Raw genomic sequence first — 25,296 nt, forward strand, 5'->3', positions numbered from 1 at the left:
AAAAACACTAAATCCTAACAGCTACTTCACTTCTATCGCACAATAAAAAAGCCCGCTATGCGGGCTTTTTTATTACCAAAAATGCTTGCCTGAGGATTTCTCCAGTAATGCCAACATGGATTGGTGAGCTTCTAATTCCCCTCTATCTGCCTGAACTACAAGCAGGGGCTCACGATCAGTTGAGAGCCTACGGATTACCGATGAAGTGTCTTCATTCTGCCCTTTATCCCCATCCTCTTGATTGTGCCCATCGCCACCCTGAGCCAGTATTAAGTCAGTCTGGCCGCCGGTCATCATCAAGTAGACGTCAGCGAGAATCTCCGCATCCAGCAAAGCGCCATGCAGGTCTCGCTGGGAGTTATCGACAAAATAGCGCTTGCACAGAGCGTCCAGGTTGTTCTTCTGGCCAGGGTGCTTTTCCCGCGCCAAAGCCAGAGTATCCAGGACAGTGCTGTGGGCTGCCACATTTTTCCAGCGGGGATTGCCGAGCAGCCTCAACTCAGCATTAATAAAGCCAACATCAAAGGGAGCGTTGTGAATAACCAACTCAGCCCCCTCACAAAAGTGCATAAACTCATCCGCGATTTGCGCAAAGACCGGTTTATCGGCAAGGAATTCATTGGTAATACCATGAACTTCTATAGCGCCATCTTCCACTTGCCGCTGCGGATTAATGTACTGATGGTAATGGCGCCCGGTCAGCTTGCGGTTAATCAGTTCCACGCAGCCAATTTCAATGATCCGGTGGCCACTTTTGGGATCCAGGCCGGTAGTTTCCGTATCGAGGACAACTTGACGCATTTTCTACTCTCCCTCAGGACTCCAGCTCATCAATACCACGGTTAGCTAACTGATCCGCCCGTTCATTGCCCGGGTGGCCAGCATGCCCTTTTACCCAATGCCACTGCACTTGGTGACGAGCAACACTCTCATCCAGCTGACGCCAAAGATCAGCATTCTTAACTGGCTTTTTGTTGGCGGTTTTCCATCCGTTTTTCTTCCAATTATTGATCCAGCCGGTAATACCCTGGCGCAAGTACTGAGAGTCCGTATGCAAGTCAACCAGGCATGGCTGTTTAAGCGCTTCCAGGGCCTGAATTGCCGCCATTAGCTCCATGCGATTGTTGGTGGTGTGAGACTCGCCACCACATAGCTCTTTTTCCAAATCGCCATAAACCAGCAAGGCTCCCCAGCCACCAGGGCCTGGATTACCACGGCAGGCACCATCGGTATAAATAGTTATTTGTTTCAAAATTGACGCCAAATTAGGAAAGTAGCCGATGTGCGAAACCGCTCCGCAGGATCAGCGCTTCTGATGCTTACCCCGCGCCGCAACACGGGGGCTCGTAGGTGTGGCCACCAAGGCGGGTTTTCGCTGGGTACGCCAGTTAATTTTTATGGTGCGTACTCGCGCCACCTCTTTGCGCGCGACTATGATGTAAAAGCCCCCCCAAGGCAAGCGCCAGCGGGATCCCAGGCGCTCCATCCAAGCCGTTTTAGCTAGCAACTCCCGCTGCTGTAATGGTAACCGAAAGAACCCCCGGTGCACTTTATCTGCCTGTAAATCCAGGAGATTCATCCAGTCTGCCACACGGGCAGCGCGCATTTGGTTGCCCTTTTGGTATGCACCGCGAGAAAAAAGCATCCGTGACAAACCGAGAAGAGAGAAAGGATTAAACCCTATCAACAACATATGACCACCTGGTATCAACACTCGCGCAGCTTCTCTGAGTATCTGGTGGGGGTGCGCTGAGAAGTCCAGCAGATGGTGCAATAGAACGACATCTATAGATTCAGATGGTAGAGGCAGATGCTCCAACTCTACCAGCGCAGCTCCCTTCTGCTCCGGACAGGCAGCGAGGCGGAATCGATGATTAATACGACTGGAGTCCGCAAAATCCACAGCGTCTGTTACTCCGACCTGCATCAGATGGTAACCAAAGAAGCCCTCAATCAAGGGTTGCGATAGCGCCAGCTGCTGGGACAGTATTTCCTGACCCAAACTACTGGAAAACCAGTGTGACAGAGCCGGGCAGGCTTTTACCAGTGACGGCAGCTCCGAGTCGTTCCGCGACCTGAACTTATCAGTCATTCAATCTCCTAATTAAAAGCCAGCAATATCCTGGCCTCAAAACCACCCGATACAGAGGTTCACCCCGAAACCCAACAGCAGTTTAACAAGATAAGGTAGCGTTATTTGCTATGGATTTAAAAGGTAAATCAGGCCACTAAATGTGCTTTCAGCACACTACCACTCTGATTACATGGTATCGTTTCCAGCCCCAGATGGCAGGCAGGATCAATATGCTCTCAATAACACCTATTCCCGCACTTAGAGACAACTATATCTGGCACCTCAACAAAGGCGACGAGCACTGGGTTGTCGATCCAGGGGAAGCTGCTCCAGTTATCCAGGCACTTAAAGGCGACTCTCTGGATGGCATTTTGATCACCCACCACCATTTCGATCACACTGGAGGAATAGCTGAACTGAGAAAGCACTATCACTGCCCTGTTTACGGACCCAAAGCAGTAAAAGGTGTGACAAATACGATTACTGAGGGAGACAGCCTCCAGATACTTGGCACTTCCCTGCGGGTTTGGAGCATTCCGGGCCACACCCTCGACCATCTCGCTCTGATCCTTGAGGGGCAAGGCAAAAACGGAGCTCTGCAAACTCATCTCTTCTGCGGCGACACCCTTTTTGCCGCGGGCTGCGGGCGATTGTTTGAGGGCAGCCCTGAACAGATGTATCAATCCCTACAGCGGCTTTGCACCCTACCGCCGGTAACACAAATCTACTGCGCTCACGAGTACACTTTGGGTAACCTGAACTTTGCCAAATCTGTTGAACCAGACAACCCAGCAGTAACCCAGCGCTTGCAAGAATGCCAGCTACTCAGAACTTCAGGCAAACCTACGCTGCCATCCAATATCATTCGGGAGAGGGAAACCAATCCATTTCTACGCTGTGATATTCCAGAGGTTAAGCAAAGTGGCGCGCGACACTTAGGCCGCAATAACCCTGAAAGCCTGAGTGAAGTTGAGGTATTTTCGAGCCTGAGAGACTTAAAAGACCACTTTTGACAAAGTGCCCTCAGCTAAAATCCTGTAGCAATCAAACTTGAATAAACTGTCTATATTTTATTCAGTCGCGTTGACCGAAACTATTCCTACTATTTAGAATCATATGACTATGATCTAATGCTCAGTGTTAGCAAAAAATAAACGCCTAGGCGTAAGCTGAGCGAGGAATTAAAAGAAATATTCGCGGATACCAATCATGGTTCATAAGAATTTTGCCGTGGCGCTGTTAGCGGCCACGGTTGGGGCATGCTCGCAGATGCCAAATAAGGGCTCATCACCTGAGCGTGAAGCTGCAGAAGCTCCTGAAAGAAAAATTGCGAGCAGCACCACTATCTCCACCCCTGAACCTGAAAAGGAAGCCCTGCCCCCTACAGACATCTGGGAACGTTTGCGTAGAGGTTTCCGTCTCAATCATCGCGTTGATAATTCAAAAGTCCAGGATTACATCGCCTATTTTTCCCGCAATGAAGGCTATATGGCGCGCGTTAGCGAGCGCTCGCGCCGTTATATCTTCCATGTAGTCGAAGAACTCGAAGAGGCCAACTTGCCTCTCGAACTGGCCCTGTTGCCAATTGTTGAGAGCGCATACGATCCCTTCGCTTACTCTCATGCACGCGCCTCCGGCATGTGGCAGTTTATCCCTTCCACTGGCCGCTCCTTTGGTTTGCAACAAAACTGGTGGTACGACGGCCGTCGTGACGTCCATGAATCAACCCGCGCAGCGGTTAAGTACTTCAATTACCTGATGGAGCGGTTTGACAGCGACTGGGAACTGGCCCTGGCAGCCTACAATGCTGGCGAGGGCACCGTTCGTAGAGCAGTAGAGCGCAATCGTCGCAAAGGGCTTGGTACCAGCTTCTGGGACCTGAAATTGCCTAGGGAAACGAAGCGATATGTACCACAACTGCTAGCACTGGCAGAGGTGGTTTCACGTCCAGACTATTACAAAGTGCCTCTCCATGATATCGCTAATGAGCCTTACTACGCCCGGGTTGATGTCGGCAGCCAGATAGATATGGCGCAGGCCGCTGAGCTGGCTGAAATTGAAGTTGATGAGCTCTACCTACTTAACCCAGGCTATAACCGCTGGGCTACAGACCCCAACGGAAACCATCAATTATTGATACCCATTGAAAACCAGGATGTGTTCGAAGCCGCGCTCAAAGAGCTGCCTGAAGACCAGCGAGTAACCTGGCAACGCTATACCATTAATCGCGGGGATACACTTTCGACGATTGCGAGGCGCTACCAGACAACGGTCAGTGCCATTCGCGAGACTAACAAACTGCGCAATAACAATATCCGGGCTGGTAAAACCCTGCTGATTCCCAGTGCCTCTGGCCCTGCCGGACAGTATGCGTATGCTCTGGACCAGCGTGTAAAACGCCGTCAATCCTCCGGCCAAGGGCAGAAGAGCAGCTATACAGTAAGACCTGGCGACAGTCTTTGGGCTATAGCTCGGAAAATGAACGTAAGCGTCAAACAATTGGCCAGCTGGAATAGCATGGCGCCCGGTGACACCCTACGCCCTGGCCGGACATTGGTTGCCTATGATGGGAGTACACCTGCTAGCAACAACCGTACGACACGCAAGGTTTCCTATAAAGTCCGTAGCGGTGACTCTCTTTACCGAATCGCTAACAAGTTCAGTATTGAGATCGACGATATTTTACGCTGGAATAAAATCACCAAATCCAAGTACTTACAGCCAGGCCAGCGCCTCACTCTGTTTGTGGACAGCGCAAGCAACAGTTGAGTTTTCTGACCTTTCGCCCGCCTGCTATCGCAACTAAATAAAAGAGGCTGTAAATAAAAAGCCCGGCATCTGCCGGGTTTTTTATTTTTCTAATTGAGCAAAGTTACTGGCTCTCTGGCGCCAGCTCGACATTTGCCTGATCAGATAAGTAACGCTGAATAGCTGCCAGTTCCGCACCTCCATTTACTGAGGCTAATTGCTGCATTAGCGCCTGGCGCTGCTCTTTACTTTGCTGGGATAAATTGCCTTCCCGCACACCGCGTAATGCCAGAACAACTTGATCACCGCTGCTCGTAGCAAACACTGACAATTCCTCAGAGCCGGTGGCCGGGGCAGCCAAGGAGAATGCCTTGGTATTGATTTCTCCGCGCTCCCCAAAGCCACCGCGACGTGTTTTGTCGCTGACCTCTAAGGTTAAGCCTTGCTCCTCTGCCAATTTGGCAAAATCTTCACCTGCAGCGAGCTTTTCTTTCAGGGCTTCGGCACGAACAGCAAGCTGCTCGCTCGCTTTGTCACGCTTGAGACGCTCAACAATTTGCTCGCGGACTTCCTCTAGCGGATAGGTTCCAGCCTGCTTGGACTCCGTTACGCGTAATACCACGGAGTGCTCGTTATTAAGATTGAGCACATCTGAAGTGTTACCATCTTCCATCACTTCAGGGGAGAAAGCAGCTTCCACTACCTGCCCATTAGCCAAGACCCCAGCGCCACTTTCTCGAGAGAAGAGGCCACTGGTTTTTAGAGGCACTCCCAGCTCCTCGGCGGGACCTGCCAGGTTATCGGCATTATAAGCAAGGTCTGCCAAACGGCTCAGGGCATCAACGAATTCACTCTCTGCTGCGGCTGCACGTAACTGGGTCTCGATAGCACCCTTACGCTCCTCAAAAGTTGGAGGCTCACTCTCCTCAACTTCCAGCAACTTAATAAAGTGTGTTCCGCTATCAGTGGTAACCGGAGCAGACACCTGACCAACCTCCAAGCTTGCCAGTGCCTCCTCAAAAGCCTGAGGGAAAACATCACCGGCAGTAAAGCCGAGGTCTCCACCCTCTTCCCGTGAACCAATATCTTCTGAATAAGCTTTGGCCAGTTCGGCGAAGTCTTCACCTGCATCCAGCTTGGTCTGGATCTCCTCCAGCTTCGCTTGGTCTGCGTCCTCCAAAAGGATATGAGCTGCGCGACGACGAAGGTCAGCGCCAAAACTGGCAATCTCTTGGTCGTACTGCGAGCGAACATCCTCTTCTGAAATATCGATATTGGCTGCAAACAACGCGGGAGTAAGCTCTATATACTCAACTGCCACTTGCTCAGGTCGCTGGTATTGGCTCTGATTTTCCTGGTAGAACTGCTCGACTTCTGCATCACCAACTTCAGTGGTGGCCAGAAGCTCCTGTACCGGCATTACTACATAGTTGAAATCACGCTCTTCCATTGATGCCGCCACTACCTGCTCGGCATCAGCTTGCGTAGTAAAAGCGCTTTCGGTAACGCTGTCTGCATATTGCTGCAGCGCCAGATCACTTTCGACAATTTGAGGGAAATTGGCTGTGCTATAGCCCATACGACGCAAAGCATCGCGATATAATTGAGGATCAAAGGTGCCATTTACCTGAAAAGCTGGAATATCGGTAATGGCTTTATTAACAGCCGCAGTACTCATAACCATACCGCTCTCCAAAGCAGCTTGGCGCATGACTGAGCTTGAAATTAATTGGCGCAATACAGGTTCACGTAACTGCTCGTCGCTGATCAGGTCTGCTGGGACATTTTCCCCATATTGACTCATGATCATACTGCGACGATTTTGAATCGCTCGCTGCAAATCCAGATTGGTGATTTTTTCACCATTTACCTCGGCAACCGCATCGGCGGCACCACCACTGGCCCCTGAGAAAAAGTCGATTCCCCCAATGACCATAATGAACCCAAAGAAAGCTGCGACAATAATCGCTGCCGTCCCTTTCAGGTTATCGCGCATGGACTGAAGCATGCTCAGCTCCGAATTTTGACTCTAATTATTTAACTGTTACCAGATACAAAAAAGGCGTATCCAACCTGACACGCCTCTTTATAGCTTCGAATCTTTTACAAGGTCTCGAAGTTCACCGAAAAACTTAGTTTACGGCGTCTTTCAGGGCTTTACCGGCCTTGAAGTTAGGGATTTTCGCTGCGGCGATTTCGATGGGGTCGCCAGTGCGAGGATTGCGGCCAGTACGGGCTGCGCGCTCTTTCACTGCAAAAGTACCAAAGCCTACCAAGGCAACCTGATCGCCTTTTTTAAGCGCATCAGTAATGCTATCAACCATTGCGTCCAAAGCACGGCCAGCTGCTGCTTTTGGAATATCTGCAGACGCGGCAATTGCTTCAATCAGTTCGGACTTATTCACGCTTAATCCCTCTGTTCTTTTAAATATGTTCAGGACACCCTCAGGCCAGGTATCACTATTAGTAACTTTTTAACCACCGGCAATTTTGGCGCCGGGCAATAAGCCTCGTTTTATACCAACTGCCCGGTAACGGGTCAAGGAACCATGCGGGTTTCCGGACAGTTGAACGAAACCCGAGCATCAAAAATCAACAGAGTGGTTATGTTTTGGTCTTGCAATTGTTACGGGGTGACAACAGTCACCCCGTAACAGGTTAATGAGTTTGGATCGATCTTTGCGAGCGCTCTTCCGCCTGCTTTTGCAAGGCAGAATATTCCTCATCCGAAAGGGACTCGGGTTTGTGCTCAAGTGCCAACTCCAACACCTGGTCGATCCACTTGACCGGTTTCACCACCAGGTCCTGAAGGATATTGTCGGGAATATCTTTCAGGTCACGCTCATTATCCGCAGGTATCAGTACAGTTTTTATACCGCCTCGATGTGCTGCCAATAACTTTTCCTTGAGACCACCAATTCGTAAAACTTCTCCACGCAAAGTGATTTCACCAGTCATCGCCACATCCGAGCGCACAGGAATATTGGTGAGTACTGAAACCAAAGCCGTGCACATCGCAATACCCGCAGAGGGGCCATCTTTCGGTGTAGCACCCTCTGGCACATGAATGTGAATATCCCGTGTCTCGTGGAAGTCGGGCCCTATTCCGAGGGCTTGCGATCGCGAGCGCACCACTGTCAGGGCAGCCTGGATAGACTCCTGCATTACATCACCGAGAGATCCGGTCTTGATCATACGACCCTTACCTGGAACCGCAGAAGCTTCGATATTTAACAATTCACCGCCGACCTCCGTCCAGGCAAGGCCGGTAACGATACCGATTTTGTTCTCCTCTTCGGCACGGCCGAAGTCAAATTTACGCACACCCAGCAACTCTTCCAGCTGGTCAGATTTGACCACAGCCGTTTTCTCCGATGGGTTGCGTACATGCTCGGTCACGACCTTCCGGCAGATTTTGGCAATTTCGCGATCCAACCCACGTACACCAGCTTCACGAGTGTAATAGCGAACGATATCCCGTATTGCCTCATCGGACAGATCCAACTCATCGTCTTTCAAGCCGTTAGCCTTACGCTGCTTTGGTACAAGGTAGCGCTGGGCAATATTGAGTTTTTCATCCTCGGTATAACCGGGAATACGGATAACCTCCATGCGATCCAGTAATGGACCGGGAATATTCATGGAGTTGGAAGTACATACGAACATTACATCTGACAGGTCATAATCTACCTCGAGGTAATGGTCGTTAAAGGTCTTGTTCTGCTCCGGATCCAGAACCTCGAGCAGTGCTGAGGCCGGATCTCCGCGCTGATCCATGCCCATTTTGTCGACCTCATCGAGCAGAAACAGCGGGTTCTTTACACCGACTTTGGAAATTTTTTGAATCAACTTCCCTGGCAGTGAGCCGATGTAGGTTCGGCGATGCCCACGAATTTCCGCTTCATCGCGCACGCCGCCAAGGGCCATTCGCACATACTGTCGATTGGTAGCGCGAGCTATAGATTGCCCAAGTGAGGTCTTACCAACCCCTGGAGGCCCAACCAAGCAGAGGATCGGACCCTTCACTTTTTTTACGCGCTTCTGTACCGCCAAGTATTCAAGTATACGTTCCTTGACCTCCTCCAGACCGTAATGCTCTTTTTCGAGTATCTCTTCAGCCTTCTTAAGGTCATGCCTTACCCTGCTCGCTTTTTTCCAGGGCAGACTTAACATCCAATCGATATAGCTGCGCAGGACCGACGCTTCTGCCGACATCGGAGACATCATCTTCAACTTGGCAAGTTCAGCGCGGGTTTTCTTCTCAGCCTCTGCACTCATACCGGAATCGGCAATTTTGTTTTCCAGCTCTTCAATTTCATTGGGCTCTTCAGTAATTTCGCCCAGCTCCTTTTGAATCGCCTTCATCTGCTCATTCAGATAGTACTCACGCTGGCTTTTCTCCATCTGCTTTTTCACGCGGCCACGAATGCGCTTCTCTACCTGGATCAGGTCGATCTCTGAATCCATCAGGCCAAGCAGATGCTCCAAGCGCTCTTTAACGCTGGAGGTTTCAAGAAGCTCTTGCTTCTGTGCTAGCTCAAGGGACATATGGGCAGAAATGGTATCTGCAAGGCGCCCTGGCTCATCGATCCCAGACAGAGAGGTGATGACCTCGTTGGGTACCTTCTTGCTCACAGAGACATACTGTTCAAATTGAGTCATCACCGAGCGCACCAGAGCATCAGCCTCGGCCTCAGGCAACTCAAACGTCTCCATAGGCTCTACTGTCGCCTCGAAGTGGTTATCCCTCTCCATTACATCGAGAATATTTACTCTCTCCCCCCCTTCCACTAGCACTTTGACCGTACCGTCGGGAAGTTTGAGCAGCTGTAAAACGCTAGCTATGGTGCCCACGCGATAGATGTCCTCAGCGCCAGGGTCATCTTCCGATGCTTTTTTCTGGGCTACGAGTAACACTTGCTTATCCCTGCGCATGGCCTCTTCCAGAGCCTCTATGGACTTTTCCCTGCCAACAAATAGCGGGATAACCATATGGGGGTAAACAACAACATCGCGCAATGGCAACAACGGATATTCAAGTTTGGTGTCGGATGACTGATCCATAGAACTCCTCTCGGCCCTATCACTGGGTATTTGGCGCGGCATCATGCTGCTGTAGTAAATGACAGCTCAATTTGGGCCACCGCCCTTCAGTTGCTAGAGATGGGGGGGGAGAGCCCGGAATACAAGTCTAATCTGGCGACCAATTTGTGCCGAACTCAACTGAATACCAATAAGCCGCCTCGGTATTGGGGCCTCAAATGGTAAAAGGAGCTTCTTTTTAAGAAGTTGAGGTTATAAAAAAAGCCCCGAATTGGGGCTTTTTTAAGTACGAGGCGTCACTCTTCAGGAGCTGCTTTCTGGGGCTGGGTCTCACTTTCATAGACGAGTAGCGGGGCCGACTCACCCTTGATTACAGCCTCATCGATAACTACTTTAGCTACGTTGTCAGTGGAGGGGATATCGTACATAGTCTCCAAAAGGACAGATTCCATAATAGAACGCAGTCCACGAGCACCGGTTTTACGCTCCATTGCCTTGGTAGCTACAGCATCCAGGGCATCTGGGCGGAAATCCAGTTCCACATCCTCCATCTCAAACAGTTTGCCGTACTGCTTGGTCAGTGCATTGCGAGGCTCTGTCAGGATCTGGACCAGGGCCTCACGATCCAATTCCTCAAGAGTCGCGGTTACCGGAAGCCGCCCAACAAATTCGGGAATGAGACCGTAACGCACTAGATCCTCGGGTTCGAGATCTCTGAGAATCTCACCGAAATTACTGGTTCCGTCCTTGGACTTCACTTCAGCACTGAAGCCAATTCCACCCTTTTCGGAGCGATCGCGAATTACTTTATCAAGGCCGGCAAATGCTCCACCGCAAATAAACAGGATATTAGAGGTGTCCACTTGCAAGAATTCTTGCTGAGGGTGCTTACGGCCTCCCTGAGGGGGCACTGAGGCCACAGTTCCTTCAATCAGTTTCAGAAGTGCTTGCTGAACACCCTCACCAGAAACATCACGGGTGATAGAGGGATTATCTGACTTGCGAGAAATCTTGTCGATCTCATCGATGTAAACAATGCCCTGCTGAGCCTTCTCCACATCGTAGTCACATTTCTGTAACAGCTTCTGAATAATGTTTTCTACATCCTCACCAACATAACCAGCTTCAGTGAGAGTAGTAGCATCTGCAATCGTGAAAGGTACGTTGAGCAGGCGAGCAAGGGTTTCCGCAAGCAATGTCTTACCGCTACCAGTCGGCCCAACCAACAAGATGTTGGACTTACTTAGCTCAACTTCATCCTTGCTCTTTACACCAGCTTTGCTGCGTAGGCGTTTGTAGTGGTTATATACAGCCACTGCCAGTACACGCTTGGCCCGCTCCTGGCCAATAACGTACTGATCAAGGATCTCAGTGATCTCGCGCGGCGTGGGCAAGCGTCCCTCCGGGCCCTCCGCACTCTCTTGGACCTCTTCGCGAATAATGTCTGTACACAGTTCGACACATTCATCGCAGATAAAGACTGACGGCCCAGCGATTAACTTCCGCACTTCCTGCTGGCTTTTGCCACAGAAAGAGCAGTACAGCAATTTGCCGCTGTCTTCTCCGCTGCTTTTGTCGGTCATCAAAATACTCCGTGGTCACTGGCCGGCCAGGGCCTTCAAATTTAGCTATTACAGCAAGATGCTGTTTTTTGGCGTATTTTTCAAGCCCCTCAACTAGGAAGTCTGCTCAAAATTATTAACAAATATAGGAAAACGCCACTAGCAAATTTTTTTTGTTGAAATACTATTTTTCCAGTGCTTGGCGACGGGATAGGACATCATCCACTAAGCCATATTCCTTGGCCTCATCAGCGCTCAAGAAGTGATCTCGCTCAGTATCGCGCTCAATATCACTGACCGGGCGGCCGGAATGATGCGCCATCAATTCATTGAGGCGATGGCGAATCTTCAGGATTTCCTGGGCGTGGATATGTATATCACTAGCCTGCCCCTGAGCCCCGCCACTGGGCTGATGAATCATCACCCGGGAATTGGGCGTAGCAAAACGCTTACCCGGAGCACCCGCAGTAAGCAGGAAAGCGCCCATACTGCAAGCCTGGCCAATACACATGGTGCTTACATCAGGCTTGATGAACTGCATGGTGTCGTAGATAGACATCCCTGCAGTAACAGACCCTCCAGGGGAGTTGATATATAGGTGGATATCTTTATCGGGGTTCTCAGCTTCAAGAAATAGCAACTGAGCAACCACCAGATTGGCCATATGGTCTTCAACCGGTCCAACCAGGAAAATAACCCGCTCCTTAAGCAGACGGGAATAAATATCAAATGAACGCTCACCCCGGGCAGTTTGCTCCACCACCATCGGCACCAGTCCGCTTGCTGAAGGTTCGATCGAGGCTTGGGGAAAATCAATTCGTGCCATAGGTACCATTGCTTCCTTTTGTGGCGTTTTCGGCAGGCCAGCAGATAGGCAGATTTGCCTGTGCTGAGAAATTCGTCTTCAGAGCTTAACCGGTCAGGGCGGATAAAGCCAGCCGGTAAAAAGGAAGGAGATGCAATGACGCCCGGCAAAGCCGAGAGCCATTGCATCCTTGAGAAAGCAGATTATTAACCCTGCTTCTGCGGCTTGATTACGTCGTCGTAGGAGCTTTGTACCTCTTCAACCTTCGCAGCATCCAGTACAAAGTCTACAACTTGATCTTCTAGAACTACTGACTCAACACCAGACAGCAACTCGCGATTGTTATAGTAGTATTCAACTACCTCTTCTGGCTGCTGGTAAGTGGACGCCAACTCTTCAACCTTCGCTTTTACACGATCTGCATCTACAGACAGGCTGTTCTGCTTAACAATCTCGCCAACAACCAAACCCAGTACTACACGACGCTTTGCCTGCTCTTCAAACATTGTGTCCGGCAGCATGCGCTCAGCGTCTTCGGCTTTGATCTGACCTCCGAATTGCTGAACCATTTGACCGCGCAGAGTGCGAACCTCATTCGCAACCAATGTTGATGGCAGCTCGACCTGGTGCTTTTCACACAACTGATCCATCACTTGGGTTTTAACTTTATTTAACGCCGCATTTTTGAGTTCGCGCTGCATATTGTTGCGCACTTCCTCACGGAATTTTTCTTCACCGCCCTCTTGAACACCATAGGCTTTGAAGAATTCTTCATTCAACTCGGGCAATTCAGGCTTTTCGGAGGAAGTTACTTTGATATTGAAGGTTACTGCAGCACCGCGCAGATCTTCAGCCTGATAGTCCTCAGGGAAAGTCAGGTCCAGGTCTGTTTCCTCACCTGGCTTCATGCCGAGAATACCCTCTTCAAAGCCAGGGATCATCTGGCCTGAACCGAGAACCAGCTGATGACCTTCCGCTTTACCACCTTCAAACTCTTCTCCGTCTTTACGACCGAGGAAGTTGATAACAACACGATCACCTTTTTGTGCTTTGCGCTTAGTGTCCTTCCAGGAAGACTGCTGCTTACGCAGCACATCAATCATGTTGTTTACATCGGCATCAGTTACGTCGGCAATTGGGCGTTCAACGCTGATTTCCGCCAGGTTAGAGAGCTCAACTTCAGGATATACTTCAAAAGTGGCAACATATTCCAGATTTTCACCAGCTGCAGTCTGCTTGGCTTCAATACTGGGCTGGCCGGCCGGCTTCAGCTCTTCTTTTTGAACAGCATCATAGAAGGAACGACTCATCACCTCGCCAAGCACTTCCTGTCGAACACCAGCACCAAAACGCTGACGCACCACCTTCAAAGGTACCTTGCCTTTACGGAAACCATTTACGCGAACAGTCTTGGCGGCCTGCTGGAGACGCTTGTCCACTTCTTTATCGACGATTTCCGCCGGCAAATTAACCGTTAAACGACGCTCCAGACCGGAAGTAGTTTCGATGGAAACCTGCATGTTTATCCTCGTGAGACTATCTCTTTTATCGCGCCGCAGCGCCAACGAATACCGGGCCGCCGGGACTTAGCCAACCGCCTCTTAGGGCATAGCCGTCAAAATTGCACAGCAATTTCCGGCCAACACCAAATACAAGGAGCCCGCACTCACCCCTCCAGGGCAAGTCATGCGGACTCCAGAGTTCTTAATTTGGTGGGGACGGGGAGACTCGAACTCCCACACCTTTCGGCACCAGAACCTAAATCTGGCGTGTCTACCAATTTCACCACGTCCCCAGAACTTTTCCGCCGCTAACTCTTTGAAAAGTAAAGAGTTTCAGCTCAAAACAAGAGCCCATCGCGACAAGGGGTGCAGATTGTGCCACAGCATTTTGAGGGCTTCAACACTTTACTGAACACTTTCCTCACAAAATAAAAAAAGGCGCCTCAAAGGCGCCTTTTTTCGGGATCCAATTAGATCAGACTCGCTCCACGACAGTGGTAATACCCTGCCCCAGGCCGATACACATGGTGGACACGCCCAGGTTACCGCCTTCGTTTTGCATAACGCTCAACAGGGTACCGGTGATCCGCACACCTGAGCAGCCGAAGGGATGCCCCAAAGCGATAGCGCCACCATACAGGTTGACCTTCTCATCCATCTGCTCAAGCAGATCCAGGTCTTTCAGCACCGGCAGTGCCTGGGCCGCAAACGCTTCATTCAGCTCGACCTTGTCGATATCGCCGATTGTCAAGCCAGCCTTCTTGAGCGCCTTCTTGGTGGAAGGCACGGGGCCATAACCCATGATGGATGGATCGACACCAGCCAGAGCCATTTCCTTCACGCGGGCTATAGGGGTCATACCCAGAGCCTGAGCGCGCTCAGCAGACATTACCAGCATCACAGAAGCTCCATCGGTGATCTGGGAGGAGGTTCCGGCGGTCACTTGGCCATGCTTCGGGTCGAAAGCCGGCTTCAGCTGAGACAGGCCTTCCACGGTAGTATCGGGGCGGATAGTTTGATCCGTTTCAACCAGAAAAGGTACGCCGTCGTCGTCGTGGCCTTCAATGGCAATAATCTCGCGATTGAATTTCCCGGCCCTAGTAGCTTCAGCAGCGCGGTGGTGGGAACGAGCACCGAACTCATCCATCTGCTGACGCTGGATACCATGCATCATCGCCAGGTATTCAGCAGTCATACCCATAGAGCCTGCAGCTTTTGCCATATATCGGCCCAGCATTGGGTTGGGACTGACATGCTCCATCATATTCAAGTGGCCCATGTGCTCAACACCGCCCACAACGTACACATCGCCAACGCCAGCCTGAATGTTGGCAGCGGCAGTGTGCAGGGAAGACATTGAGGAGCCACACAGACGGTTGACGGTTTGCGCCGGAATGGTGTGTGGCAGACCGGCACGCAACAGAATAAAGCGAGCTACGTTAAAGCCCTGCTCATCGCGCTGCATAACGCAGCCCCAGATCAGGTCATCGATCTCAGCGGGATCGAGCTTGTCGTTGCGCTGCAGGAATTTTTTCAGCAGCTCAGCGGACATGTCATCGGCGCGAACATGGCGATATACACCATTCTTCGAGCGACCCATGGCCGTACGCGCGTAGTCGACGATTACGGCATCTCTAGGATTTAAACTCATCGCTATTCTCCTTACTTGTTGCCGTAGTAGGTTTTGCCACTTGCGGCCATTTCACGCATACGATCGGTCGGCTGGTACAGCTCGCCCAGTTCGGCGTACTTATCGGCAATCTTCACGAATTCATCCAGGCCAATACTGTCCAGCCATGCGAAGATTCCACCGCGGAATGGAGGGAATCCGATGCCGTAGATCAGTGCCATATCGGCTTCAGCCGGGGAATCGACGATACCCTCTTCCAGGCAGCGAGCCAGCTCTGTTGCCATGGGCACCATCATGCGCTCGATAATTTCGTCTTTCTCGAACTCGCGTCGATCAGCAACATGCGGCTTCAGCAGCTCGTAGGACTCTTCGGTAGCCACTTTCTTCGGGCGACCTTTCTTGTCCTGCTCGTAATTGTAGAAACCTTTGTTGTTCTTCTGACCATAGCGACCCGCTTCATACATCACATCAGAAGCGGCGGTGAAGTTTTTACCCATACGATCAGGGAAGCCTTCAGCCATTACGCTTTCTGCGTGGACACCGGTATCAATACCAACAACATCCATCAGGTAAGCGGGGCCCATCGGCCAACCCCAGCGCTCCATCAACTTATCAACGGCCTGGAAGTCAGCGCCATCACGTACCAGCATGGAGAAACCAGCAAAATAGGGGAAGAGAACACGGTTAACCAGGAACCCAGGGCAGTCGCGCACAACAATAGCTTTCTTACCCATCTTGTTAGCGTAGGCAACAACGCGAGCTACGGCGGTGTCGGAAGTTTTCTCGCCGCGGATCACCTCAACCAGCGGCATTTTGTGCACCGGGTTGAAGAAGTGCATACCGAGGAAGTTTTCCGGGCGGGAAAGCGGCTCGGCCAGATGGTTAATGGAGATGGTAGAAGTATTAGAAGCGATTACAGTGTCTTCGCTTACCTTGGTTTCCACCTCTTTCAATACAGCATGCTTCACCTTGGGATTTTCAACCACGGCTTCGACAACAACATCGATATCGTTGAAGCCATCGTAGCTTAGGGTTGGCTCAATGCGATTGAGCACTTCACCCATTTTCACAGGGGTCAGGCGCTTGCGATCAACCAGCTTGGACAGCAGCTTATTGGCCTCATTCAGACCGAGGTCAATACCTTTCTGGTCGATATCCTTCATTTTGATTGGAGTGCCTTTGTAGGCGGACTGGTAAGCAATACCACCACCCATAATGCCAGCACCCAATACTGCCGCACGCTCAATCGGCTTGTCGGCTTTCTTTTCCCAGCCCTTGGCGACCTTGCTGATCGCCTGGTCTGCCAGGAACAAACCCACCAGGGATTTGGCAGTGCCAGTCTGGGCACAGAAGATAAACTTCTCCTGCTCAACTTTCAGCGCTTCTTCACGGGTTAACTTGTAACCCTGCTCAATAGACTCGACTGCAGCTACTGGGGACGGGTAGTTTTTACCCGCTTGCTGACCGACGAATGCCTTGGTAGTGAAGAAGGCCATCAAAGCTTCAGTATCGTTTAGGGGGATCGGAGATTTCTTGATCTCGCGGCTAGCCTTGCAGTCCAGCTCGCCATTAATGGCTCGCTCGAGCAGTTTGATCGCAGCATCTTTGAGCTTGTCAGTAGGCACCACTGCATCAACCGCATGAGCCTCAAGCGCTGCAGCCGGCTTCTGTTCTTTACCCGCTGCAATCCACTCAGCAGCAACATCAACACCCACCACGCGCGGCAGACGAACAGTGCCACCCCAACCCGGGATCAGGCCCAGCTTAACTTCGGGAAGACCAACTTTGGCTTCCTCGCCCATCAGGCGGAAGTCACAGCCCAGGCACACCTCAAAGCCACCGCCGAGCGCGTAGCCATTGATTGCCACTGCAGTCGGAACCGGCAGGTCTTCCAGGCGGTTGATATTTTCGTTGTTCTGATTCATCAGATCAGCAACACCCTCTGCACCCGCAGAGAAGGCATCGCCAAACTCAGTGATATCAGCACCAACAATGAAGACGCCTTTGCCGCTTGTCAGCAGTACGCCTTTTATACCATCCGCTGCTTCGATAGCATCCAGCGCTTGAGAGAATTCAGAAACCGTCTGGCGGTTAAATTTATTGACGGATTCGCCTTGAAGGTCGAATTTGAGCTCGGCAATGCCGTTGTCCAGCATCTGTACCGTGAGCGCTTTGCCACTAAATAACATTGATTGACCTCTTTTATTCTGGGCCGCGATCCTGGGCCCGGGGTCGGAATTTTTGTGCAACCACAGGCCGTCCCGCAGGGTGCGGTGACACTTTGGCCCAATATGGTCAGCCGTAGTATAGCCAGATTCAAACGATTGTTTGAATACTATTTCTTACAAATAGAATGGCGCTACCAGCACCGAAGTACAGAAAATGGCCAACCTAAGAAACGGTGGCCAAGCTTTTAAGCGGAGCTAGTCTATCCCGGATTGATTTGACTTTTCAGCCGTCTGGCGCAAATTACTCTTTATTCAACACAGTATGTAGATCAGCGGATTGTGGTTCAGGAAGGGCTTGAGCTGGGGTCGCAGCATAGACAACTATACAGTCACAGCTACCGGGGTTTCGAAAGCGATGGGGGCGCCTGCTGCTAAAGTAAAAACCATCCCCAGTTCTTAGCAGCGCGAGATCTGACCCAACCGCAACCTCCAGCTCACCGGCAACCACTATTCCCCCTACCTCACCGCCGGCGGCAGCAAAGTCAGGTCCCGAGTCCCGCCCAACAGGAAAAACTTTTCGCAGAATAGACATACTGCGATGCTCCCGAAAACCACCCAATAGCTGGGAGCGTACACCTCCCTGGCCAATATCAGGCATTTCATTAGCGCGAAAGAAAATCTGGCCTGGCTTACCAAGCTCCAGGGAGAAAAACTCCGCTAGGGACATTGGGACACTACCCAGGATCTTATTCAATGACCCCACCGACGGACTCACCCGCCCCTGCTCGATAAAAGAGATGGTGGCATTAGTGACGCCTGCCCGTCGTGCCAGCTCACGCTGGGAGATACCGTAGATATTGCGCACCATTTTCAATCGAATACCGACATCACTGCTATCGCCGGATTCACTGGACACATCCATGTCTGCCATTGCATTTCCTATCAAATTTGAGTGTTTAACCCTCCGGTCACCACACCTTCAATAACAGCAATTGGCGCTAGTGATTAATCGTCCCTTTACTCTACACCATATCGTCATAGGGATTTTCTTGAGGAAGGGAGACCGGCGAAAGCCCCGGAAGAACAACTTCTTCAGTAGACAATGCAATCTCACCTTCATCAAACAAACCCTCCCCAAAGCGGTAGATGGTATTTAGCTCTCCCCGGCTAGCCTCGGCATCGTAAGCCTGCGCCCGCTCAATAACGGCTTCGTTACTCTTGCGGTAATGAGATACGGACTTCTTCCCGTGCCGTTTCTCAATCATGTTGCGAGTAAGATGCGGAGAAAGCACTGCAGCAGTGGCATTATTGCCACCAAACCCTTTCGAGTTCAGCAACGCAAGATCCAGAGAGCGAGGGTCTCTTTCGACGTGCTCAAGGGAGAAATCCAGGTTCTCTTGATGAACATCGTCAGCAATCCTGTCAGTGGTCAGGATACCCGGAAGTATTCCTTTATCAAAAATGCCTAGCGCTGTAATCAGCTGGTCGCCACTGGCCGCAGCTACGGTATGCCCTACAAAAGCTTTAACAGCACACACTGGCCATTTTTCTATTCCAAACGTTCCAGCCAGGCGGTCGAGTATCGCCGATTCGGTTACCCGGTTTTGCGGAGTACTGGAGCCATGAGCCTGTACAAAGCTGCGTTGGCGCAAGGCCTCGTCACCAATTATCGATCGAGCCTCTGCCATAGCCCTGGCCATAGTGAGGTAATTACCCGGACCCGGTGCGGAGATTGACTTCTTATTGCCATCGGCATTGATGTACACACCCGCAACAGAGCCATGAATATTCGCCCCCAGCTCCAACGCCAGGGCATCATCCATCAGGATTGCCCACTGAGTGCCCTCTCCCAAGGTAAACCCACAGTTATCCCCAAAGGGGCGGCTTGTTCGCCTGAAGTCCACTTCACCCGGGTAGAGTTTGCGCAAATTTTCGATGGTAGCCAGGGCTCCCATGGTGGAATAACCATCTACCACTTCCGGCACTAGCGGGGCCTCTGCAGCCCCCACAATGGCGACCCTGGCACGGCCAGTGCGGATATCCTCCACTCCCGCTCGCAGATTATACAAATAACTGGCACAGGCCCCTGTCACTGCTCCTGTCGATCCCACATTATCCAGCACATAAGCATTTACAAAGTCGGCAGGCATACTGTTCAGACCGAGCGCCAGTTGCTTGGAACTGACTCTAGAACCACGCAAACGGGACTGCATCAAGCCCCCATTGCCAAAGTGATCCAATTGGCTCATGGCCGAGGAGGCATACACAGAAATATTTCCTGGTCCCACAGCCCTTACAACTGTCTCCCAGTCAATACCCATGGAGCGCACTGCGTCAGAGGCCCCCAACACAGCAAGTTGCAGGCCGCGGGGGTGGAAGCGGGAATTGTAGTGATCGCCAGGCTCAAACCCAGTAGGCAACTGTCCCCCAGCGCCAACAGGAATTTCTCGGTAACTGTCCAACATCACCGACAAGCTCGATGCCATCACACGCACCTTGCCACCCCCGATGGGCTCAACCTGCCACCCATCTGGTTGGGGATGAGGTAACTGACGCGCCGACATCTCAAAGGTGATGCCATTGGCGCTATTCAAGTTTGCTGCCTGGTGGAAATGACACCGGTGGTAGTCATAAAAACGCGCTTCCAGCTCTCGCACCAGAGTCCCTTGCAGTACTTGCTGCTCAAGCCCTGGATCCAGGGGAGTTCCGGCTTCAGCTCCCCTGCGAAGCCCCATTAGCGCAGCAAGGTCAGACAGGATATCAGCCCGCTCTCGCTGATCCAGCTTATCCAACACCAAACGGGAATAGCCCCGATGAAAGGAACTACGTCCTGCGGGGTTAAAACCACCAAATGCGGTGATTACGGGAAGGCGCTGCATCCTGACCTCCAGCCAAGCACTAAACACTTAATTTTCGAGTTGGGGAGTGTAGGGGGTGGCGATTCCGCCCAGTTATGGGCATACTGGCCAGCAAAATTGAGTGTTTTGGCCAATGGCGCAAGTGCGCTTGAGTATGCAATGCGAACGGTAACCTTTCTCCTAATTGATCAAATGCTGGCGACCGGCACGGTGCTTCCACTTGAAATGCTGCGTGGAGCCGAGAGCCGTGCCCGGGTGGAGGGAAAAAAAGAATCCCTGCGCCTGATAACTGCCAGCATGGATGGACGTCCAGTCAACACCCGTTGTGGCTTTACTTTCCAGCCCGATGTCGCCTTGAGCGAAGCCCCAGATAGCGATCTCATCTATATTCCCGCTCTATGGCGCAATCCACGCCCTGCACTTAAGCGTAGCGGACCGATCCTGGACTGGCTCAAGAGCCAGGCAGCAGCCGGAGCCGCCATCAATGCAGTGGGTACTGGTGTGTGCTTCTTAGCGGAAGCCGGCCTACTAGACGGCAAGCCCGCCACCACACACTGGCATTACTTTGATCGCTTCAGCTCCGATTACCCCAAAGTTAAGCTGAAACAACAGTATTTTATTACCCAGGCAGATAAGCTTTTTTGTGCCGCAAGCGTCAACGCCCTCGCTGATGTCACCGTGCATATGATCCGTCAACTTTACGGACCTGCAGTCGCAAGCCATGTGGAAAGGAACTTCTCCCACGAAATCCGCAGGCCTTTTGAAGAAATCGCTTATTCAGAGGGCGCGGTGCACTTGCACCCGGATGAAGATATCGTCCAGGCCCAGGCCTGGCTTAAGGAACATTGCAATACAGAAGTGCGCTTGAGTGAAGTAGCGCAAATGTTTGACATGAGTGTACGTTCATTTAACCGGCGATTTAAGCTGGCTACCGGGCAAACACCGCTGCAATATCTGCAGAATGTGCGGGTAGATATGGCTAGGGAACTTTTACAGTCCAGCAACTTATCGGTTAACGAAATCGCAGAAAAAGTTGGCTACCAGGATATGGGGCACTTTACCGCACTATTCAAAAAATTCCTGGCCACAACGCCCAGTGAATATCGCACCACTGTGCGGGCAAAACTATTCAGGGTAAATACCTGATTTGCGCAGGAAAATGACGTCGCTATCGGCAAACTGAAGCTCGGCTTTTAATTTTTTAGCCAGCCATTGAAAGGTTTGCACACTGAAAAAGCTGATATGTGTAGGGTCACGGATATAGTGCCAACTGGCAAAGCGCTCTGGTGAAATCACCAACTTTGTCATCAGTGCCATCACTCCACCATCCCGCAACCTCTGCCAAAGGCAGGTCAATTCATCTCCAGGCGACACAAGGTGCTCCACCACTTCCGTCGCAACGATAAAGTCATAAGACTTTTTCAGCGCACCGGTGGTGGGAGCATAATAGCGATCGTATAAATCAACCCTGTGGCCATTATCAGCCAAAATTCTGGCTAGTAGCGGTGCAGGACCACAACCAAAATCCAGACCATCACTTGCCGGTAATAACTCATCCAGCAATGGTGCAGCACAACGACTGAGAAAACGGTGGTAACCCTCATCCTCCATGGAATTCTCATGCAGGTCGTAGTAGGCATGCTCTTCATCTGGGGTAAGATGATATTCGGTGGGCACAAATACTAAGGCGCAGCGATCACACTGGTGATAACTACGAAACTTATCGCGGTAATAAAACTGTACCGCCTTGTGGCGGCACAGTGGGCATACATATGACAAATCAGGCTGCAACTGAATCTGACTTTTTCTCACCATCAGTATGCTGTAATAAATTGCCTTCGCTGATTTCAATTTTGCGAGGTTTCATTGCCTCAGGAATTTCTCGCACCAACTCTATATGCAGCAATCCATTGGCAAGTTTCGCATCCGTAACTTTAACGTGATCCGCGAGCTGGAAACGTCGCTCAAAACTCCTGGCTGCAATACCCCGATGCAGGAAATTTCCTCGGGGAGACTCATCCGGCTTTTTGCCCGATACTGTCAGGCGGTTTTGCTCAACCTGGATATCCAGTTCAGACTGTTCAAAACCTGCAACTGCCATCGAAATTCTATAACTGTCCTCACCAGTCAACTCTATATCGTAGGGAGGATAGGAAGGTTGCTTCTGTTCACTGGTAGTCATGGCATCTAGTAGGCTGGCCATACGGTCAAAACCAATCGCAGAGCGGTACAGGGGGGAAAAATCAAAATTACGCATTGTTATATCCTCAATTCAGAGCAATATTAGAATTCGCTCGCCACAAAGCCCGAGCATTTTTTGCAAAAAACACTTTAAAAAAAGCTGCCTTCCGCACTACAGAGATAAGGGTAACAAATAGTTATTCAAGGGCTTAAAGAGAAAAAACATGTCAAAAGATTCAAAATTGGCCTCAAAAACTTCTTCACGCCTATTTATCGGTATCCGCCCACCAAGCGACACCCAAGTTTTTCTCGATAATCTATGTGCGCGCTGCAAGACGAAAATGCACCCGGAGACACTCAACAGAATACGCTGGACAAGCAGACAGAACAGGCACCTAACACTGGCGTTTCTCGGCCAGACCCCAAGTGAAAAAGTACTGCCACTCCAAAAAGGGTTAGAGGAAATTGCGAAAAACACCGTGAAATTCGAAGGATGTATCAGCTCAATAACCCCCTTCCCACAAAGCAATTCAAAATTACTCGCTACTGAGCTGACGCACAGCCCGGAATTGCTGAAAGCGTATGAGGATTGCAAAAGGCTGATCGAGAACCTAGGCATGAAACCTGAAGAGCTCGACTACCGCCCCCATATAACCTTAGCTCGCTGTCGGAGTGGTTTTTCCAATTTATTGACTGCTGCCCTGGATCATCCCCTTTGGCTCGACAATATCATTCTCTACCAAAGCAACCCTGCCCCGGAAAGCAGTCACTATCAACCACTTTTCGAAACAAGCTTGTCAGGCACAGAAGATATAAGGTAAATCAAAAAAGCCCGCAAATGCGGGCCTTCCTGGGGATATTATTTCAGAGAGTCCAAAACGTATTCGGGATACATCACTAAGCGAGGCCTTGAAAGGCGTCGCGCATCAAATACAAATACATAGCGTGTACCATCATCTTCAGCGGGAATCGTGCGACGGAATTTCCAGGTATTGATTTTATAGGTTTGCCTACCCGATTCTACTGTAGTCACCAACCGGTACTGATTCTTACCCAGGAACTCAAAAGGCACTCTCTCGCTTCCTGAGGGGCGCAATTCCAGATTGCGGAAAGTTTGCTTATTATCTCCATCCTGCTCGCCCAACAAAGACGACAGACGCTCCTGTTCACGCTTAACATAGGCAAGCAATTCAGGGTCTATATCCTGCTTCAATTCCGGTACCGGCTCCGGCTCGGGCGCAACTTCACGCTTCTTGGGTTTCTCTATGGATGCAGTCTTAAGCTTGGGTGGCTTGGGCTGCTCAAGTCTGGCACTCCTAGCCAGAGCAGCTCTTCTCTCCGACTCTTCAGCCTTGGCGAGCATAGTGTCCACCATTTGGCTGATCTTGTCCTGCTGGGCGGAAATCTTGGCCTTAGTCTGAGTTATCGACTGCTGCTCCTGAGCCAGCCTGGTCTGCAACTCATTTTGATTTTCTTGAATAAACTCGAGACGGCGGCTACGGCTATCCACACCGCGCTCCGCCATAGCGAAACCATGTTTTGCCTTGGTTAAACGGCGCTCAGTATCCGAATTCCCATTGGAGTCGTGGATGCGACGCGCCTCTTCCAGCTCGAGGCGACTTTCCTCAAACTCCTTGCGCAGCTCACTCAGGGACTCTTGCGCACGCTCAAGCTTGTACTCATAGGAGAGCAGCTCATTCTCAATGTCTTCTAACTCGACCTGCTTGTTCTCGAGAGACTGCTCAAGACGCGCCAGCCGGTTTTTTTCCACCGTCAGGGATGATTGCGCCTGTGCCACAGCCCCGCCAAAAACTACCAAGCCCGCTAGAAAGAGCGAGCAGTACTGCTTTACCGCCATTGTACAGAACCCATTTCTCGATTTTTTGTCACACGTGAGATAAAAGCGCAGAGCCTAATTTTTGCTCAACCATTCCAAAATTTACTGTGCGCCAGAGCTAATTTTACGCAGGCTCAAGCCCGTGGGCAATGACCTCTCGTCCACATCTCGTACTTAACTGCTCAATAATCCCGCAAAATACATGGACAAAGTCACTCTAAAGATAATTCGTCGAATTTTATGTGACATTTTCCTGCAATAGCGCTTGATTTTTTTTTTAGCGGAAGCATTATGGATAGCAGGGAGATGATCGCTGGACTCAGCGGAAACCCGACCCGGACGTAAAACACCCTTAGCTGTGCTATCAGCAAACTCTCGTTGCGATCCCGGCGGCTCGGTGCTCCAACTGCAGACACGACCCCTCCCACTAGGGCGCCCTACCTTCTTTTAGCAAACCGCATAAGCGGCCTGCATGGTTTCCTTTAACCGGAGGTATTTGCCCATGAAATCTGCGCCTAACGATAACATTGTGTTCCGCGATATCGACAAATCAGCTGCCCTGGCTACTACGGTATCCAAAAAGTTACATAAACTGGAACGTTATTGTGGCGACATCATTCGCAGTCGTGTAGTCCTGGAAGCCCCCCATCAACACAAGAGTAAAGGCCGACAATTTCGAGCCTCTCTGGAGCTTGCCATTAGCGGTAACCCAGTCACCATCAGCAGTGAAAACGAATCTATTCACCGGGCGGTTAATGATACGTTTGCCTCTGCAGAGCGCTGCCTGAAAGAGCGCAGTGAACGCAGAAAGGCCATGCGCCACCAGGCACTTTACGAAGAAGCCGAACTAGAAGAGTAAGGAAAGTATTCGAGGAGATAAAAAGACAG

At 51.0% G+C, this 25,296-nt stretch carries 21 protein-coding genes and 1 tRNA gene; 5 read left to right on the forward strand and 17 right to left on the reverse strand.

What is annotated here, in order from left to right; genetic code table 11:
• Positions 1–72 precede the first annotated feature (72 nt).
• From dnaQ to ACJJIP_RS13005, 3 genes are read right to left on the reverse strand one after another with little or no spacing between them, the layout of a single operon-like run.
• Positions 73–801, reverse strand: coding sequence for a DNA polymerase III subunit epsilon (dnaQ, locus tag ACJJIP_RS12995; protein WP_353375095.1), 729 nt, complete (start codon positions 799–801; stop codon positions 73–75).
• Between the two features lie 13 nt (positions 802–814).
• On the reverse strand, positions 815–1,252 hold the full coding sequence (gene rnhA, locus ACJJIP_RS13000; RefSeq protein ID WP_020414830.1) for a ribonuclease HI: 438 nt from the start codon (positions 1,250–1,252) through the stop codon (positions 815–817).
• A gap of 51 nt (positions 1,253–1,303) precedes the next feature.
• Positions 1,304–2,092 (reverse strand): methyltransferase domain-containing protein, encoded by a 789-nt coding sequence (locus tag ACJJIP_RS13005; RefSeq protein WP_444901866.1) that lies wholly within the window; start codon positions 2,090–2,092, stop codon positions 1,304–1,306.
• Positions 2,093–2,232: 140 nt separating this feature from the next.
• Here ACJJIP_RS13005 and gloB point away from each other — a divergent pair, with 140 nt between their 5' ends.
• Both gloB and ACJJIP_RS13015 read left to right on the forward strand, forming a co-directional pair.
• Positions 2,233–3,087 carry a hydroxyacylglutathione hydrolase gene (gene gloB, locus ACJJIP_RS13010; protein ID WP_444945305.1) on the forward strand — a complete coding sequence of 285 codons (855 nt, stop codon included), beginning with the start codon at positions 2,233–2,235 and terminating at the stop codon, positions 3,085–3,087.
• Between the two features lie 196 nt (positions 3,088–3,283).
• A complete protein-coding gene (locus tag ACJJIP_RS13015; RefSeq protein ID WP_444945306.1) occupies positions 3,284–4,843 on the forward strand; it encodes a LysM peptidoglycan-binding domain-containing protein in 1,560 nt (519 codons plus the stop codon).
• 103 nt (positions 4,844–4,946) lie between these two features.
• Here the strand turns inward: ACJJIP_RS13015 and ACJJIP_RS13020 are convergent, their stop codons facing one another.
• From ACJJIP_RS13020 to ACJJIP_RS13070, 11 genes are all read right to left on the reverse strand, one after another.
• Positions 4,947–6,830 carry a SurA N-terminal domain-containing protein gene (locus ACJJIP_RS13020; protein ID WP_444945307.1) on the reverse strand — a complete coding sequence of 628 codons (1,884 nt, stop codon included), beginning with the start codon at positions 6,828–6,830 and terminating at the stop codon, positions 4,947–4,949.
• 124 nt (positions 6,831–6,954) lie between these two features.
• Positions 6,955–7,227, reverse strand: coding sequence for a non-specific DNA-binding protein Hbs (gene hbs, locus ACJJIP_RS13025; protein WP_010132873.1), 273 nt, complete (start codon positions 7,225–7,227; stop codon positions 6,955–6,957).
• 253 nt (positions 7,228–7,480) lie between these two features.
• Positions 7,481–9,886 (reverse strand): endopeptidase La, encoded by a 2,406-nt coding sequence (gene lon, locus ACJJIP_RS13030; RefSeq protein ID WP_020414825.1) that lies wholly within the window; start codon positions 9,884–9,886, stop codon positions 7,481–7,483.
• A 275-nt stretch (positions 9,887–10,161) separates the two neighbouring features.
• A complete protein-coding gene (clpX, locus tag ACJJIP_RS13035; protein ID WP_020414824.1) occupies positions 10,162–11,448 on the reverse strand; it encodes an ATP-dependent Clp protease ATP-binding subunit ClpX in 1,287 nt (428 codons plus the stop codon).
• A gap of 163 nt (positions 11,449–11,611) precedes the next feature.
• Positions 11,612–12,253: an ATP-dependent Clp endopeptidase proteolytic subunit ClpP gene (gene clpP, locus ACJJIP_RS13040; RefSeq protein ID WP_020414823.1), complete on the reverse strand. Its 642-nt coding sequence runs from the start codon at positions 12,251–12,253 to the stop codon at positions 11,612–11,614.
• Between the two features lie 185 nt (positions 12,254–12,438).
• Complete coding sequence (gene tig / locus ACJJIP_RS13045) at positions 12,439–13,752, reverse strand: trigger factor (RefSeq protein ID WP_020414822.1); 1,314 nt, start codon at positions 13,750–13,752, stop codon at positions 12,439–12,441.
• Between the two features lie 190 nt (positions 13,753–13,942).
• Positions 13,943–14,027 (reverse strand) — tRNA-Leu (locus tag ACJJIP_RS13050).
• A 182-nt stretch (positions 14,028–14,209) separates the two neighbouring features.
• Positions 14,210–15,385: an acetyl-CoA C-acyltransferase FadA gene (fadA, locus tag ACJJIP_RS13055; protein WP_282951050.1), complete on the reverse strand. Its 1,176-nt coding sequence runs from the start codon at positions 15,383–15,385 to the stop codon at positions 14,210–14,212.
• Between the two features lie 11 nt (positions 15,386–15,396).
• A complete protein-coding gene (gene fadB / locus ACJJIP_RS13060; RefSeq protein WP_444945308.1) occupies positions 15,397–17,553 on the reverse strand; it encodes a fatty acid oxidation complex subunit alpha FadB in 2,157 nt (718 codons plus the stop codon).
• Positions 17,554–17,833: 280 nt separating this feature from the next.
• Complete coding sequence (locus ACJJIP_RS13065; RefSeq protein ID WP_282951052.1) at positions 17,834–18,463, reverse strand: helix-turn-helix domain-containing protein; 630 nt, start codon at positions 18,461–18,463, stop codon at positions 17,834–17,836.
• Between the two features lie 91 nt (positions 18,464–18,554).
• On the reverse strand, positions 18,555–20,411 hold the full coding sequence (locus tag ACJJIP_RS13070; RefSeq protein WP_444945309.1) for a beta-ketoacyl synthase: 1,857 nt from the start codon (positions 20,409–20,411) through the stop codon (positions 18,555–18,557).
• Between the two features lie 138 nt (positions 20,412–20,549).
• Here ACJJIP_RS13070 and ACJJIP_RS13075 point away from each other — a divergent pair, with 138 nt between their 5' ends.
• Positions 20,550–21,536, forward strand: coding sequence for a GlxA family transcriptional regulator (locus tag ACJJIP_RS13075; protein ID WP_026305271.1), 987 nt, complete (start codon positions 20,550–20,552; stop codon positions 21,534–21,536).
• Here ACJJIP_RS13075 and ACJJIP_RS13080 read toward each other — a convergent pair.
• Positions 21,516–22,205, reverse strand: coding sequence for a class I SAM-dependent methyltransferase (locus ACJJIP_RS13080; RefSeq protein WP_282951054.1), 690 nt, complete (start codon positions 22,203–22,205; stop codon positions 21,516–21,518). The genes ACJJIP_RS13075 and ACJJIP_RS13080 overlap by 21 nt on opposite strands.
• A complete protein-coding gene (locus tag ACJJIP_RS13085; protein WP_020414815.1) occupies positions 22,171–22,647 on the reverse strand; it encodes an Hsp20 family protein in 477 nt (158 codons plus the stop codon). The genes ACJJIP_RS13080 and ACJJIP_RS13085 overlap by 35 nt, the downstream gene beginning before the upstream one ends.
• Before the next feature lie 148 nt (positions 22,648–22,795).
• On the opposite strand from ACJJIP_RS13085, the gene thpR reads away from it, so the two are divergent.
• Complete coding sequence (gene thpR, locus ACJJIP_RS13090) at positions 22,796–23,392, forward strand: RNA 2',3'-cyclic phosphodiesterase (RefSeq protein WP_020414814.1); 597 nt, start codon at positions 22,796–22,798, stop codon at positions 23,390–23,392.
• Positions 23,393–23,430: 38 nt separating this feature from the next.
• On the opposite strand, the gene ACJJIP_RS13095 is transcribed toward thpR, so the two are convergent.
• Positions 23,431–24,429 (reverse strand): hypothetical protein, encoded by a 999-nt coding sequence (locus tag ACJJIP_RS13095; RefSeq protein ID WP_282951056.1) that lies wholly within the window; start codon positions 24,427–24,429, stop codon positions 23,431–23,433.
• 481 nt (positions 24,430–24,910) lie between these two features.
• On the opposite strand from ACJJIP_RS13095, the gene ACJJIP_RS13100 reads away from it, so the two are divergent.
• Complete coding sequence (locus ACJJIP_RS13100; protein ID WP_020414812.1) at positions 24,911–25,267, forward strand: HPF/RaiA family ribosome-associated protein; 357 nt, start codon at positions 24,911–24,913, stop codon at positions 25,265–25,267.
• Positions 25,268–25,296 lie beyond the last annotated feature (29 nt).

This window comes from Microbulbifer variabilis, from assembly GCF_052467165.1.

Coding starts and splice junctions, on each gene's coding strand:
- ACJJIP_RS13070 (WP_444945309.1), bottom strand. CDS start 20,411: ATGCAGCGCCTTCCCGTAATCACCGCATTTGGTGGTTTTAACCCCGCA.
- ACJJIP_RS13095 (WP_282951056.1), bottom strand. CDS start 24,429: ATGGCGGTAAAGCAGTACTGCTCGCTCTTTCTAGCGGGCTTGGTAGTT.
- ACJJIP_RS13075 (WP_026305271.1), top strand. CDS start 20,550: ATGCGAACGGTAACCTTTCTCCTAATTGATCAAATGCTGGCGACCGGC.
- gloB (WP_444945305.1), top strand. CDS start 2,233: ATGTGCTTTCAGCACACTACCACTCTGATTACATGGTATCGTTTCCAG.
- ACJJIP_RS13005 (WP_444901866.1), bottom strand. CDS start 2,092: ATGACTGATAAGTTCAGGTCGCGGAACGACTCGGAGCTGCCGTCACTG.
- dnaQ (WP_353375095.1), bottom strand. CDS start 801: ATGCGTCAAGTTGTCCTCGATACGGAAACTACCGGCCTGGATCCCAAA.
- tig (WP_020414822.1), bottom strand. CDS start 13,752: ATGCAGGTTTCCATCGAAACTACTTCCGGTCTGGAGCGTCGTTTAACG.
- clpX (WP_020414824.1), bottom strand. CDS start 11,448: ATGACCGACAAAAGCAGCGGAGAAGACAGCGGCAAATTGCTGTACTGC.
- ACJJIP_RS13085 (WP_020414815.1), bottom strand. CDS start 22,647: ATGCGTAATTTTGATTTTTCCCCCCTGTACCGCTCTGCGATTGGTTTT.
- ACJJIP_RS13100 (WP_020414812.1), top strand. CDS start 24,911: ATGAAATCTGCGCCTAACGATAACATTGTGTTCCGCGATATCGACAAA.
- fadA (WP_282951050.1), bottom strand. CDS start 15,385: ATGAGTTTAAATCCTAGAGATGCCGTAATCGTCGACTACGCGCGTACG.
- lon (WP_020414825.1), bottom strand. CDS start 9,886: ATGGATCAGTCATCCGACACCAAACTTGAATATCCGTTGTTGCCATTG.
- ACJJIP_RS13020 (WP_444945307.1), bottom strand. CDS start 6,830: ATGCTTCAGTCCATGCGCGATAACCTGAAAGGGACGGCAGCGATTATT.
- ACJJIP_RS13065 (WP_282951052.1), bottom strand. CDS start 18,463: ATGGCAGACATGGATGTGTCCAGTGAATCCGGCGATAGCAGTGATGTC.
- fadB (WP_444945308.1), bottom strand. CDS start 17,553: ATGTTATTTAGTGGCAAAGCGCTCACGGTACAGATGCTGGACAACGGC.
- ACJJIP_RS13015 (WP_444945306.1), top strand. CDS start 3,284: ATGGTTCATAAGAATTTTGCCGTGGCGCTGTTAGCGGCCACGGTTGGG.
- ACJJIP_RS13080 (WP_282951054.1), bottom strand. CDS start 22,205: ATGGTGAGAAAAAGTCAGATTCAGTTGCAGCCTGATTTGTCATATGTA.
- thpR (WP_020414814.1), top strand. CDS start 22,796: ATGTCAAAAGATTCAAAATTGGCCTCAAAAACTTCTTCACGCCTATTT.
- clpP (WP_020414823.1), bottom strand. CDS start 12,253: ATGGCACGAATTGATTTTCCCCAAGCCTCGATCGAACCTTCAGCAAGC.